This window comes from Pauljensenia hongkongensis, from assembly GCF_001746855.1.
Lineage (GTDB): Bacteria > Actinomycetota > Actinomycetes > Actinomycetales > Actinomycetaceae > Pauljensenia > Pauljensenia hongkongensis.
Map to the genome: position 1 here is coordinate 2,017,070 of NZ_CP017298.1, position 13,655 is coordinate 2,030,724.

Annotated in this window: 11 protein-coding genes; 7 read left to right on the top strand and 4 right to left on the bottom strand. The window is 68.2% G+C overall.

The window, feature by feature from the left end; all coding sequences use genetic code 11:
* Positions 1-89: 89 nt before the first annotated feature.
* Positions 90-992, bottom strand: a complete 903-nt coding sequence (locus tag BH719_RS08355) for a ribokinase (RefSeq protein ID WP_009744400.1) — start codon at positions 990-992, stop codon at positions 90-92.
* 166 nt (positions 993-1,158) lie between these two features.
* Here BH719_RS08355 and BH719_RS08360 point away from each other — a divergent pair, with 166 nt between their 5' ends.
* Together BH719_RS08360 and BH719_RS08365 are read left to right on the top strand one after the other, a co-directional pair.
* On the top strand, positions 1,159-2,106 hold the full coding sequence (locus BH719_RS08360; protein ID WP_009744401.1) for a nucleoside hydrolase: 948 nt from the start codon (positions 1,159-1,161) through the stop codon (positions 2,104-2,106).
* A gap of 119 nt (positions 2,107-2,225) precedes the next feature.
* Positions 2,226-3,557, top strand: coding sequence for an MFS transporter (locus BH719_RS08365; RefSeq protein ID WP_009744402.1), 1,332 nt, complete (start codon positions 2,226-2,228; stop codon positions 3,555-3,557).
* Between the two features lie 15 nt (positions 3,558-3,572).
* Here BH719_RS08365 and BH719_RS08370 read toward each other — a convergent pair whose 3' ends face one another.
* Both BH719_RS08370 and BH719_RS08375 read right to left on the bottom strand, forming a co-directional pair.
* Positions 3,573-4,469, bottom strand: a complete 897-nt coding sequence (locus BH719_RS08370; protein ID WP_009744403.1) for a 1,4-dihydroxy-2-naphthoate polyprenyltransferase — start codon at positions 4,467-4,469, stop codon at positions 3,573-3,575.
* Between the two features lie 169 nt (positions 4,470-4,638).
* Complete coding sequence (locus tag BH719_RS08375; RefSeq protein WP_009744404.1) at positions 4,639-5,958, bottom strand: AMP-binding protein; 1,320 nt, start codon at positions 5,956-5,958, stop codon at positions 4,639-4,641.
* A 288-nt stretch (positions 5,959-6,246) separates the two neighbouring features.
* Between BH719_RS08375 and BH719_RS08380 the strand changes: the two genes are divergently transcribed.
* The 4 genes from BH719_RS08380 to BH719_RS08395 all read left to right on the top strand — a co-directional run bounded on the left by BH719_RS08380 (position 6,247) and on the right by BH719_RS08395 (position 11,409).
* The gene (locus BH719_RS08380) at positions 6,247-7,689 is read left to right on the top strand and encodes a L,D-transpeptidase family protein (RefSeq protein WP_009744405.1); all 1,443 of its coding nucleotides are present in this window, start codon (positions 6,247-6,249) and stop codon (positions 7,687-7,689) included.
* 383 nt (positions 7,690-8,072) lie between these two features.
* Complete coding sequence (locus BH719_RS08385) at positions 8,073-8,711, top strand: ATP-binding protein (protein WP_009744406.1); 639 nt, start codon at positions 8,073-8,075, stop codon at positions 8,709-8,711.
* A gap of 358 nt (positions 8,712-9,069) precedes the next feature.
* On the top strand, positions 9,070-9,489 hold the full coding sequence (locus BH719_RS08390; RefSeq protein ID WP_157098221.1) for a hypothetical protein: 420 nt from the start codon (positions 9,070-9,072) through the stop codon (positions 9,487-9,489).
* A gap of 966 nt (positions 9,490-10,455) precedes the next feature.
* Positions 10,456-11,409 (top strand): hypothetical protein, encoded by a 954-nt coding sequence (locus BH719_RS08395; RefSeq protein ID WP_157098222.1) that lies wholly within the window; start codon positions 10,456-10,458, stop codon positions 11,407-11,409.
* 198 nt (positions 11,410-11,607) lie between these two features.
* On the opposite strand, the gene BH719_RS08400 is transcribed toward BH719_RS08395, so the two are convergent.
* Positions 11,608-12,552 (bottom strand): hypothetical protein, encoded by a 945-nt coding sequence (locus BH719_RS08400; protein WP_009744411.1) that lies wholly within the window; start codon positions 12,550-12,552, stop codon positions 11,608-11,610.
* A gap of 484 nt (positions 12,553-13,036) precedes the next feature.
* On the opposite strand from BH719_RS08400, the gene BH719_RS08405 reads away from it, so the two are divergent.
* Entirely contained in the window at positions 13,037-13,570 is a 534-nt protein-coding gene (locus tag BH719_RS08405; RefSeq protein ID WP_034255405.1) for a hypothetical protein, read from the top strand.
* The last annotated feature ends 85 nt before the right edge of the window (positions 13,571-13,655 follow it).

The window sequence follows — 13,655 nt, forward strand, 5'->3', positions numbered from 1 at the left end:
CTCCCTTGTGTGCGACATCGAGGGGGAGAGGGGACAGGCCCGGCGGTGGGAACCGGGGCTCCGCGCCCCCGCCCCTTTGAAGGCGGGCACTAGGCGATGGGCTCGATGCCCGCGTAGGAGGGCGCGGCCCCCTTCGCCCCGACGGCGGCCCCGCCCGCCCGCATCCCCCAGCCGACCGAGTCCTCGAAGGAGTGGCCCGCCGCCAGCGCCGCCGCCAGGCAGCCGACGGTGGCGTCCCCGGCCCCAGTCGTGTCGACCACAGGGCCGTCGCCGACGGCGTCGAGGTGGGCGGACCCGGTGCGCGAGGCGTAAGCCGCGCCGGCGGCCCCGAGGGTGACGAGGACCTCGGGGATCCCCAGGGCCCTGAGGTCCTCGGCGGCGCGCACCGCCTCGGCGGACGAGGCGGGCGCGGGACGGCCCAGGACCAGCCCGGCCTCGCTCTCGTTGACGACGAGCACATCGACCGAGGCCAGCACATCCGGGTCGATGGCGTACACGGGCGCGAGGTTGAGGACGACGCGGGCTCCGGCCCGGTGCGCCCAGGGGATCAGGGCGGCGTTCGCCGCAGGGGGGATCTCGCCCTGGAGGACGACCACGTCGTCGCGCCCCAAGTCGACCGCCTCGCGCGCCTGCTCGGCGCCGACCCGCCCATTGGCCCCGGCGTCGAGGATGATCGTGTTCTGACCCGTGGGCGCCTCGACGGTGATGAGCGCGGTCCCCGATGGCGTGGGGTCCTCCAGGAGCCAAGTGGTGTCGACTCCGTGGCTGGCGAGCTCGTCGCGGAGCCCCCGGCCCGCCGGGTCCGCGCCGACGCGCCCGATGAACAGGGTGCGGGCGCCGCTGTGGGCCGCTGCCGCCGCCTGGTTGGCGCCTTTGCCGCCCAGGGTGTAGGCGACGCCGGAGCCCGACAGGGTCTCCCCGGGTTCTGCGAACCGTTCGACGGTGACGGTGATGTCCTGGTTGATGGATCCGACGACGATGACGCGTCCCATGGTGCTCCCTTCGCTGGGTGATCGGGTGGCCCAATTGTCGCACGCGCGGGCGGGGGCGGGCGTGCCCGCCAGTCGTCACCGCGCAGGCGCCGTCCCGGCCGGGCCCCGCGCCCCCGGCGCGCCCGATATGGTGGACGCCCGGGAGCCCCGATCGGAAGGAAACGCCATGGCAGTGAAACTCATCCTCGACTTGGACACGGGCATCGACGACGCCCTGGCCATCGCCTACGCGCTGGGGAGCCCCGAGCTCGAGCTCATCGGCGTCACCTGCACCTACGGCAATGTCACGACCGAGCTGGCCGTGCGCAACTCGCTGGCGGTCCTGGCCCTGCTGGGCCGCACGGACATCCCGGTGTTCGCCGGGCAGGCGTGCGCCTCGTGCGCCGATTCCTTCGAGCCGTCCCCCCTGGTGCGGCGCATCCACGGCGACAACGGCCTCGGCGGGGTGCGGATCCCCGATTCGCCGCGCCCGGCGGAGCAGGGCGGGGCCGTGGACTTCATCGTCGAGTCCGCGCGGCGCTACGGCGCGGACCTCGTGTACGTGCCCACGGGGTCGTCGACGAACATCGCGGCGGCGTTCGGGGCCGACCCCTCCCTGGCGGACCGGCTGCGCGTCGTGATGATGGGCGGCGCCCTGACCACCAGGGGCAACACGACGCCGTGGTCCGAGGCGAACGTCAGCCAGGACCCGGAGGCCTCCGACGCGCTGCTGAGGCGCGGGCGCGTGACCATGGTGGGCCTGGACGTCACGCACCAGACCCTGCTCACCAAAGCGGCGACTGCGCGGTGGAGGCGGCTGGGCACCGCCGCGGGGACGGCGTTCGCCGACATGACCGACTACTACATCGATTTCGAGGCCAGCGAGATCGGGATCGTGGGCTGCGGGCTGCACGACCCCCTCGCGGTGGCCGTCGCGGCGGACGAGTCGCTGGTGGGGGTCCTCCCCATCAACCTGCGGGTCGACCTCGCCGGGCCGACCAGGGGGCGGACCATCGGCTCCCTCGAGGGCCTGGCGGAGCCCGACAAGCGCACGAGGGCCGCCGTCCGGGTCGACGCGGAGCGCTTCCTCGCGGGGTTCATGGACAGGACGGAGCGCGTCCTCGGGGCCCGGTAGGCGAGCGCCCGGCCGCCGTCAGAAGGCCGCGGCCCGCCCCCCGGCCTTGTGTCCGGTCCCACCCGGGGACCGGCGGTCGGCCGCGGATGCGCGGGCGCGGACTGTGTTTATCATTGCTGATGCGCAATCCCACTTCCGACGACGGCGTTTACGCCACCGGCCCCGCCCGCGTCCTGCTGCCGCTGCTGGGCATCTACATCGCGGGCACGATCACGCTCCAGGGCTTCAACCTGGTGTACCTGCAGATCGGCGAAGCCATCGGCGCGGGCGACTCGGTGGCCCTGATCACCGCTGTCCCCGGCATCGTCCTGGGGGTCGCCTGCTTCCTCTACGGCTCCTTGGGCGACTTCGTCCCGCTCCGGCGCATCGTCGACGCCGGGGCGGTCCTCATCGCAGCGGGGTCGCTGCTGGACCTGGTGGCCTCGTCGTCGCTGTGGGGGGTGATCGTGGCGCGCGCCCTGCAGATCCTGGGGTGCCAGGCGGCCGCCTCGGTGTACATGATCCTGGCGACGTCCATCACGGATCCGCGCCGCCGAGCCCTCTACGTGGGCCTCATGGCCGCGGCCTTCCAGGGGGCCACCGCCATCGGGCTGGTCGTCGGCGGGTGGCTGGCCCGGGTGAACTGGGTCCTCCTCCTGCTCGTCCCCCTGATCGGCCTGGCGTGCGTCCCGGTCATGGGCCGGCGCGTCCCGGCCCGGTCGCGCCCGGGCCGCGTCGACGTCTTCGGGCTCGCGGTGTTCAGCTGCTGCGCCCTGACGCTGACCGTCGCGGCGTCGAACCGGTCGTGGCCGCTCCTGGTGGTGCTGGCCGCCCTCATCGCGGTCTTCTGGGCGCACATCGGCCGGGCGCGCGAGCCCTTCATCACCAGGTCGTTCTTCACCAACGCGCGGTGGCTGCGCGCGATCAGCCTGATCCTGCTGCCCTACACCCTGGCTTTCGCGATCGCCCCCATCGCGGCCAGGATCGGCCAGGACTACTACGGCATGGACGCCTCCGGCGTCTCCTTGATGCTGATGCCCGCCTACCTGGTCGCCCTGGCCTCGGCGGTGGCTTCCGCGGCGGTGGTGGACCGCATCGGCCGGGGCGCGGCCGTTCGGCTGAGCGTCGCCGTGATCGGCGCGGGCGCGGTGCTCATGGCCTTCTGCATGGACGCGGGGACGTGGGTGCTCATCGCCTCGATGACGATGGTCTACGCCGGGTACGGCATGCTGTTCAGCCCCGTGTACAGCACTGTCCTGGCCACTGTGGCGCCCGGGCAGACGGGGCGCGGCGTGGCGATGAACGACTTGGCGATGCAGGGGATGTCCGCGGTGGGGATCGGCATGGCCACGCCGTGGATCGCCAGTGGGCGCGTGGCCGGGGTCCTGCTGGCGTACGCGGTCATCGCGGCCCTCGTCGTGGGGATCGATTGGTGGCACGAGGCGGGCGAGGCCCGCCTGGGGGCGCGCTGAGCGGCGGCGGGCGGTTCAGCGCGCGCCCAGCAGGGCGATGGCGGCCAGCAGGGCCCAGCTCAGCGTGTAGAGGCCGGTGCTGCGCAGCACAGGTATGAGCGCCCGGCCCGCCGCCCCGGTGGCGACGGGGGCGATCACCAGGAAGGACCAGGCGCAGCAGGCGGCGACGAGGGCGGCGGTCGACTGCCACGCCAGTCCCAGTCCGGCGGACAGGGCGCCCATCGCCGGGACGGGGGCCACGGCGCACACCGCGTAGACCCAGCGCGACGCCGGGTCGCCGAGGCGGACGGCGAGGGTGCGCTTGCCAGTGGCGCGGTCGGTGGGGATGTCCCGGATGTTGTTGGCCATCAGGAGCGCGATGGAGAGCAGGCCGAGGGCGCTGGCGCTCGTCCACAGCCACCAGGGGGCGCTGGCCGCCTGCGTCCAGGCGGTGCCCACGCAGGCGACCAGTCCGAAGAAGACGAAGACCATCGCCTCGGACAGCCCGACCCCCGTGTACGCGTAGGGGCGCGGCCCCCCCGTGTAGAACCAGGCGGCCGCGACGGCGGCGCAGCCGACCACCAGCAGGGGCCACGCGCCGGAGAGCGCCACCAGGGCGACTCCGGCGGCCCCCGCGGCCGCGAAGCACCCCAGCGCGGCCATGAGCACGGTCCGGGGCCGGGCCAGGCCCCCTCCGGTCAGGCGCGCCGGCCCCTGGCGGTCGTCGTCGGTGCCCCGGATGCCGTCGGAGTAGTCGTTGGCGTAGTTGACGCCCACTTGCAGCGCCAGGGCCACGACGAGCGCCAGGAGGGCCCGCAGGGGCTCACGGGCGCCCAGGTGCCATGCCGCCGCCGTCCCCACGATGACGGGCGCCGCCGCTGCGGGCAGTGTGCGCACGCGCGCGCCTTCGACCCAGTCGTGAACGGTTGCCATGCGCGCCAGTGTAGTGGGGCCCCCTCGGCGCGGCGCGGGCGGGGCCGCGCTGCTCCTCCAACCGGTCCGTCCGCCCGGGTGGCCGTGGCTCCCAGCGCGGTGCGGCGGCTCCCGGATCCCTCGGTGCTGCCCCGACCGCCGCTGTGCGGCCGGATTCCTGCGCCCCCGGTTACCTGCGCCAGTCGCGGTCGGTGCCCGCCAGGGACGAGGCGAGGGAGGCGGCGGCGGCCCGGTCCACCTTGTCGAAGCCCAGGTAGGGCAGGGAGTCGACGGCGACGACGCGGCGCGGGGCCTGCATGCGCCCCAGGGTGGAGGCGACGTGGTCGCGGATGCGCTGCCCCAGGCTCGCCATCGCGGTGGCGTCGATGGGGGCCTCGCGCGGCACGATGAGCGCGGTGACGACCTGCCCCCACTTGGTGTCGTCGGTGGGCATGATCCACGCGTCGGACGCCTCGTCGAGCTGCCTGATGCACCTGCGGATGGGCGCGGGCGCGATGGAGAGGCCGCCGGAGACGATGACGTCGTCGGCCCGGCCGCGCACCTCGACCAGCCCGGAGGCCAGGATGATCCCGATGTCGGCGGTGATGAGCCAGCGGTGGCCGCACTCCTCGAAGAAGGGCTGGTCGCCGGTGAGGTAGCGCGTCATCAGGGTGTCGCCCGCGATGGCGAGGCGCATGTGGATGCCCTGGTCGATGGCGCGCACGGTCGTGCCCGGCAGGGGGACGCCGTCGTAGACGCAGCCGCCGCAGGTCTCGGTCATGCCGTAGCTGGTGACGACGGGCAGGCCCATGCCCTTGGCACGCTCGAGCAGCAGGTGGTTCGTGGCGGCCCCGCCGACGAGGATCGCGGACAGGCCCCTCAGAGCGGCGACGACCTCGTCCCCGGCGTCCAGGCACGCGGAGAGCTGGGTGGGCACGACCGCCAGGTAGCCGGCGGCCCCGTCCCGGGTGGCGCCTTCGACAGCGGGCAGCAGGTCGCGGGGGTCGAAGCCGTTGGTGCAGTCGACGATCTGGGGGTCGGTGCCGGCGACTGCCGAGCGCACCAGCACCATCGCGCCCGCTATGTGGTGGGTGGGCAGGGCCAGGATCCACCTGCCGGGGCCCGACAGCGCGGCCTCGGTGGCCTTGGCGGAGGCGACCAGGGCGTCGGTGGAGATGCCGACCAGGCGGGGGCTTCCGGCGCTTGAGCCCGAGGTGGGGATGACCAGGTCGATGCCGTCGAAGAACCCGGGGTCGTCGACGTGCGCGGCGATGTCGGGGTACTCGTCGGCGGGGAACGCCTCGGAGGGCGCCACTGCGGCGGCGCGCAGGGTGGAGGGCGGGACCTGGTCGGGGTCGCGCAGGACGACGATGGTGCGGGGGGCCGGATGGGAGGGGTCCGCTTGGCGCTCCTGGTGGAGTTCGATGAGTTTGTGCAGGGACGCGTTCGCCAGGGCGGCGGCTCCGGCGCTGGTGCCTCCGGGCACGACGAGTACTCGTGGCGTTGCCATTGTGAACCTCCCGAACGAGAGCTGACTGGTGGGCCCGAATCAAGCATAAGCTGCGCAAACGCCCTTCCGCTGCCAAAGGGCGGGCGTCCCTGGTCACGTGTGTGTGGCGAACCTTGCAAACGACGGCCGCCGGTGCCGCGCGGAGGGCGGGCGCCCCCTCCAATGCCCTCCGGCCTGTGGGGCTGGCCCCCTGCGGGAGCGGGCGGGCGGCCGGTGTGCGCAGAACCGCAGTTGAAATTTCTACATTCAGTACCCGGGCGCAGCGCGGGGGCGCTAATATTGCGCGTGATGCTTGCAAAACTGTCTGCCCGGAGCAAGTGGGCGATCGGATCCCTCGTGGCCGTCGTCCTCGTTGCCGCTGCCGCGTGCGTCGTCTACGCGGCCAACTACTCCTCCCGCGCGCTGCCCCACACGTCAGTGGCGGGGACCTCCGTCGCCGGCATGACCCGGGCGGAGGTGGTCGACCTCGTGCGCTCGCGCGCCGACGCCGCGACGGTGACCATCACCGCCGAGGGGCAGGCGACCACGGCCTCCCTCACCGACGCGGGCGTGAGCGTGGACGCCGAGGCGACCGCCAAGGAGGCCGTCCCCGACTCCACGTCCCTCATGACGAAGCTCGGCGCCCTGTTCTCCTCCACCGACATCGCCCCGGTCACCACGACCAGCGACGACTCGGTGGCCGAGCTGGCCGCGAAGGTCAACTCCACGCTCACGACCGAGATGAAGAACGCCCAGGTGGTCGTCTCCTCGGACGGCACGGGCTTCACGGTCGTCCCCGACCAGAAGGGCAACGGCGTGGACACGGCCGACGTGAAGGCCGCCGTCCTGTCGGCCGCGGCCTCGCTGTCCTCGAACAGCGCCGACGTGTCGTCCAAGGAGATGGACCCTGTGGTCACGACGGCCGACGCCCAGCGCGCCGCCGACAAGGCGACCGCCCTGATCGCCCAGGACGTCGCCATCGACGACGGGATCGAGACCTACCGGGCGACCCAGGAGGACAAGGTCAAGTGGGTCGAGTTCCTCACGAAGAGCGACGGCTCCCTGGAGGACCCCTCCCTGGACAAGGTGAAGGTGGCCGACTGGGTGAACAAGACCGCCCAGGAGTCCGACGTGGCGCCCGTCAACGGCGTCAACAACGTGGATTCGGAGGGCAAGGTCCTCACAGTCGCCCGCGAGGGCAAGCCCGGCCTGAAGACCAACAACACCGAGCAGATCATCAAGGACCTGATGGCCTCGCTCAGTGACGGCAAGGACTACTCGGGGACCTTCCACTACGACGACGTCGCCCCCTCGTGGGATACGAAGCAGGTCGCGGAGGGCACGGAGAACCTGGTCTACAAGGCGGCCGAGGGCGAGAAGTGGGTCGATATCGACCTGAGCACGGACACGGTGACCGCTTACGTGGGCGGCAAGGTCGCGGGCGGGCCCTTCTACATGGTGCCCGGCGCCCCCGACACCCCGACGGTCACGGGGACCTTCCACGTCTACCTCAAGTACGAGAGCCAGACGATGCGCGGCGAGAACGCCGACGGCTCGAAGTACGAGACCGAGGGCGTCCCGTGGGTCACCTACTTCACGGGCTCCTACGCGATGCACGGGGCGCCCTGGCGGTCCTCCTTCGGGTGGAGCGGCTACGGCGGCTCGCACGGCTGCGTGAACATGCCCGTGGACGCCGCGAAGTTCATGTACGACTGGGCGGACATGGGTTCGACCGTCGTCGTCCACTACTGACCGCTCCCGGCGCGCCGCGCGCCGGTGGTCCGCGAGGCCGGGGTCCCATCGGGGCCCCGGCCCTCCTGTGCCCGCGGCCGCGCGGGGACGGGCCGTGCTCCACGGGGGCGGGTTCCACGTCCGCGGGGCTGACGACCGTGTTCCGCAGCGAGTGTGCCTGTTCCACGAGGCTGGTTCCTATTCCACGGGGGTGGGTTCCTGTTCCACGAGGCGGGATCCAGTACCCGGCGCAAGGGCGCGAGTCTTCTTCGGGAGAGCGCCAACCTGCCCATTAAGGGGGGCACTTTCCCTGATTCTGCGACTTTGCTACCCTTAAACGAGGAATTTGAGAAAAGGCCCTCGAGTACGACGACCCGCGGGCGAAGGCCCGCTACATCGAGGACGTGGTCGGACAGATCATCGACAAGGACATCCGCGCGCGCCGCAAGATCAGGAACCGCTCCACCTTCGACAAGGTCATGACTTACGTCATCAACAACTTCGCGGCGCCGACGAACCTGACCGGAATCGCGGAGTACCTGCGCAACACACAGGGAGTGCCCATCAAACGCGAGACGCTCGCGAACTATATCGACATCCTCGTGAACGCCAAGCTCCTTTACCGCTGCGACCGGTTCGACATGAAGTCGAAGCGCTCCCTCCAAGGAGGCGAGAAGTACTATCTCGCTGACACGGGCATCTATTTCGCGCGCAACGTCGATGCGACGATGGATTACGGCCCGCTGCTTGAGAACGCCGTCTTCACGTACCTGAAGTCCAAGGACTACCGCGTGAGCGTGGGAAGCATCGGCAAGCTCGAGGTCGACTTCATCGCGCGCAGGGCCGACGAGGGCTACTCCTACATCCAGGTGTCGATGACGGTTGCCGACAAAGCGGTCGAGGAGCGCGAGTATCGCCCGTTCTCCAAGGTGCGTGACAATTTCCCGCAGTACCTGCTGACCCTTGACCCGCTTCCCCTGGAGAGGGACGGCGTGACACACCGCAATATCGTCGAGCTCATGGAAGCTGACGACGACTTGTAGCGGCAGGGGTCCTCTTGTGGCGAATGGGCTCGTCGGACGCGCTCCGGGCGACTGGGAGCACGGGGACCGATTGGCGCCCGGCCCTCTGTCCCCGTGACGGAGGTGGTGCCGGGGTGGGCTTCGGGTGCGATCAGTGTTCCACGACTGCGTTTTGTGTTTCACGGTGACCGGGGTCGGGTTTCGGGCGGTTGGGCTGCCCGTGGTCTTTGTGGGGCGGTGTACATGGGCGGTGCTCTTCCGGGGGCGTTGATGGGGGCCTAGGATGGTGGTGTTCCGGTAATCCTGATCCGCTGTCCCCTCCCCGCACGGCCGGGACCAGCGGCGTTTGCCAGGAGGGGCGTGAGAGGGAATGGGCCAAGTGCGGTTCCATGGGATCGTGGAGTGCTTGCGGCCCCTCATGATGGGGGACCGGCGCCTGGGGTGCTTCGTGGCCGCCCTGGTGGACATGGGTCTGGGTTCTCCGGGTGGGTCGGCGCTGGAGCTGAGGAGCGAGTCGACGTGGAAGTCGCTGGGCAACGGCAGTCGGCGGCTGTCGGCCCGTTTGGCCAGTGAGCTCGTGAGTCGTTGGGATGTCGTGGTGTTCGGGGAGAACCTGGTTGGCGCCTATGGGGAGGACGCGCTCATCGACGTGGCGGAGTGCGTTCGGGCCCTGGATCCTCGGGTGTCGAAGGCCGATGTCGGCGAAGGCATCGGACGCGTGCTGTACGAGGTGTTCAAACGGGCGGCCGAAGAAGCCGCAGGGCGAAGAGCGGTGGGGGAGGGGGCTCATGAGGACTGACCGGGGAGCCGACCGCGTGCGCAGACTGCGGATCGCGGGTCGCGCTCTGTGGTGGGTGGGCTTGTTCTGCCTCGCGCCACCGCTCATCGCGGCATGGGTTGACGTCCGTTCCGTGATGCGGGCGTTCGCTGCCCTCCCCACACGTGTCGCACCCGGTTCTCCGGCGGCGGCTTGGCGTTTTACCGGGGTGCTGTTCTTCGGAGCGTTTTCGTTGTTGCTGTCCGGTCTGCTTCGCCTGGAGCTGTACCGTGAGGGCGGTGCGGACGGGACCAATGCCCCGACAGAGGAAGGCAAGGGCGAGACCGGTACGCGGGCGAAGACGCTGCGTCGTAAGACGGAGAGCGTCGGATGCTCGCTTGTCATTATCGCAGGTGTATTGTGCTGCGTTCTGCTATCATTATTCGCGCCAGATGGGTACTTGTTCAATACTCCACCTGTGTTCCTCGGGGCATTTGTATTTGATTCAGCGTATGTGTACGTTGCCCTTTACGCGCTGGCGGCGGCGTCGTGTGTTCGCCTGTTCGTTCTTCGCAAAGGCAGTGGTGGAATGCGCCGCTCTTTTGGGGCGAAGTGCGTTTCGTGGATGCTGGGCGCCGGTTTCCTGTGCTCGTCGGCCAGCGCTTCAATTGTTTACTCGGTTTATGTTCATGAGTGCGGGAGGGTTCCAGCCAGAGGGGAAGATGCGCACTGCTCCCTGTATTACTCGTCGACGACGGATGCGCTGGCCAGTCGGAACGGGCGTCTATATCTGATTACCGGCGCAATCGGCATCGGGGAGGACACGGGGCTCTCATGGTCGGCGGAGGCGGGCGATGCCGATCCGTTATCCGGAATGTGGGAGGTTCGCTGGGAATCGGGTGTCGGAAGGCTCCTCCTCCACACCCCGGGGACTTACGTGGGCCCCGACAGCGCCCTCCCCGCCCAGTTCACATGCCCCAGGTAGTGCGGATCGGAGTGCGAAGGGAAGTGCGCGGTGTGATTTCAGGCTGGGTCTGGCGGTTGTGGGGCGTGTTCTGCGGGCGTGTCGTGGACCAGCGGGCGGGCATGGTCGTGCTCACGTCAGTGAATCTGCTGATGATGGCCCTGCAGTGCTGTTTTCTTCTCACCGAGTGGGTGTGGTGGTGGCTCTACCTGAACACCTACACTCTCGGGCTCTTCACGGCGGCCCTGTATCCGTGCGTGTTCCTGGCCCTCGTTTCCGAGGTGAGGCTGCCGTGGAGCCCTGGTTTCGCTGTGAGGCTTGTGGCGTTCCAACTGCCCGTCGGATTGGCCGCCGGGTACCTCTCGGCTTTTTTGGGCGGACACTACTCCCCGTGCGGGGTCATCAATCGCGCCGGCTATCACGATTCTGAGCTCACGATAATGGAATGCGTGGCGAGGTACAGGGATTTGGTTCAGCACGCCCCCTCGTTGTTCCTCTTCCTGGCTTTGGTCTACTCGGCGGGTCTGGTCGCCCGCTCGAGGTGGGATTCGGGAGCGGAAGTCCTGTGCGCGAGCGGCGATGGGTGCGCCCGTCCGGACGAGTCGCTGGTCCGTCGCCTGAAAAGGCTTCGGATAGGGCGGCGCATCTTGTGGTGGACCGGTCTCGTTCTGCAAATGCCGTCCGTGACGCTATGGATGTACATCAATGACACCCGGTTGCCGCTGCCCCGATTCCCGCAGCCGGAGATCGGTCTCAATGCCTTTCTCATCATACTGTTCGCGGCCTTCGCCCTCTGGATCGCCGTGGCCAGGCTGAGGCGCGCTTCTTCTCGTATTCTCGCGGCTAACACGGGTCTCAGGGCCCCGGAAAACGCGTGGACGGTGCTCTGCGCGATTCTTGTCTTGTGCACGACTGCCCTCGTATGCGTTCTGTCAATGGCTTATGCGGTATCTCTCGGTTTCATCCTACTAATGTTAGAAGCCATGAGTTTCAACTGAAACTTTGATAGGTGGGGGTGCCGCATGCGGACACCGCGCACTGTATGTGTACTCTTGATGTGAGGATCGGGCCCCTGCTCTGATCGGCTGTGCGGTAATACCAACCATCAGAAGGCCCCGACCCCATGAACAACTTCCGCACCCAGTCCGAGCGATACCCCACCCGCACTCAGTACTGAAGAGCCGATAATCCGCGATCTACCACACGATAAGAAGCGCTATCATGCTGGCGTAGATAAAATGAAGAACAGAGAGTATTGAGCAGAAGGACACGCATGCAGTGATAAATGTGACCATCGTATAACGCAATCCTGCTAATACGCCCTTCGGCTCAACGAGGTCGACGTCGTCTCCGAAGGTCCGCAGCAACACGCTCTCCAGCCTTCCGACATATACCCATAGCGCTATTCCGGTAAACAGAGTCATTCCGTAAGCCGCGGCGCCCATAGCCTCCAGTGGATACCTCGACAGCGGCAGGCTGTTGCCGTCATAGTCCAGGAGGAGCGTTAAGGCTGGCAGTTGCAGGACGAGCCCTGCCCACCAGACAACGCGTTTTCGCGCATACAGTTTCCAAAGTCGGAGGAGGATGGCCTCTCTCTCAGATGGGATGAACTGCCAAGCCTGATAGCCCGGAGTTCCCCTTTCCGAGTCGCGCCACGCGCGGATGACAACGCCTGAGGAGTAAAACAGCGCGGACAGCGCGATGAGTAGTGGTGAACTACTAGTCGTATCCGCGTATCTGACGAAGCACTGCTCCCGCGCGCCTATGGAAGGGAAGTAGCCAATTCTATTGAGGTATCCGCACGGGGAGGCTGGTCCGAACAGAGGGGCGACGCCATAGACGACGAATGCGAAAGCGAGCGCCTGGTAGCACGCGAACCGCGCGAGGGGCTCCCGGCTCCAGGGCAACCTCACCTGGGACGCGAATGAAAGGAACGCGCCGGGGTAGAGTGCCACCGTGAAGAGCCCGAGCGTGTAGGTGTTCAGGTAGATCCACCACCACACCCTTTCGGTGAGAAGAAAACAGCACTGCAGGACCATCATCAGCAGATTCATCGACGTGAGCACGGCCACGCCCGCCCGCGGGTCCACGACACGCTCGCAGAACACGCCCCACAACCTCGCAGCCCAGGTCGCAGCCATTTCACGTACTTCCTTTCGTGCTTGGACCTCCCCCGGCATGAGAGAGCCGAGCTGGGATGCGGTCGGCTCCCCGGTCGGTCCTCATGGGTCCCTTCCCCCCATCGTACTTCGCCCTGCGGCTTCTTCGGCCGCCCGTTTGAACGCCTCGTACAACACGCGTCCGGTCCCGGTGGCGGCATCCCTGGCACTGGTGGCGGGCCGCTATTGCCTCCCCGGCCCCGTGTCGTTGTGGTCGTCGCGCCGTCGGGCAGGGCGCGGATGCGGCGGGTCCCACGTGCTCGAAGACCGACGGCAGTCCGCACCCAACCCTTCTCAACCAGGAATACTGCTCACACCCTATGACGCCATCCACAACGCGACGCGTATCGATACAACGCGACTTGTGGCGATACGGGAACTGTTCTCATGCGTGAGTCGTGACATGGTTCTGCTAGTGTGGGCCTGTGAGTCGCGCACAGCCCGGAGAAGGGAGAAAGGAGCGGCAGTGGACCGTGGTCTGAAGTTCTGGAGGGTGTTCTGGGACGGTGTTTCAGAGCCTCGGATGACCCTTGCCGTCTTCACCTCCGTGAACGTGGTTATGACTGCGTTGCATTGTTGTTTGCTCCTTACGCCATTGAGAGTCGTGTTTCTTGTTGCGAACTTCTACACGCTCGGAGCGTTCACGCTCATCGTCTATCCGGGAGTGTTCCTTCTGCTCGTCCTGGCGGTCAAGCCGAGTCCCCGTATCAGCTACGGCGTCAAGCTGGTGTTTTCGCAGATGGTGGCGAGTGCGCTGACGGTGATCGCCTCCATCCCTTTGCTCCGTCCTTGCTCTGACTGCTGTGCGGTCGGCGCGCTCCAGTGCGATCTGGAGATTGTGAGCGACCACGCGCTCTTCTACCATGTTTTCAGTTATACGTCTGCGAGTATCCACTCGTTCGTGGCGCGCCCTTTATTCTTCTTGTTCTTCATCCCTAGTTCCGTCTACACTCTCGTCCTCGTCCTACGGGTGTGGAAGCACTCCCGTGCGGACGAATGAGGCGCCCGCCTTCCCCGCGCACGGACCGCAGCGTGGCACGGCGCCGGATAGCGCGCCCCGCCCGGCAGACGCCGCGCCCAGCAGC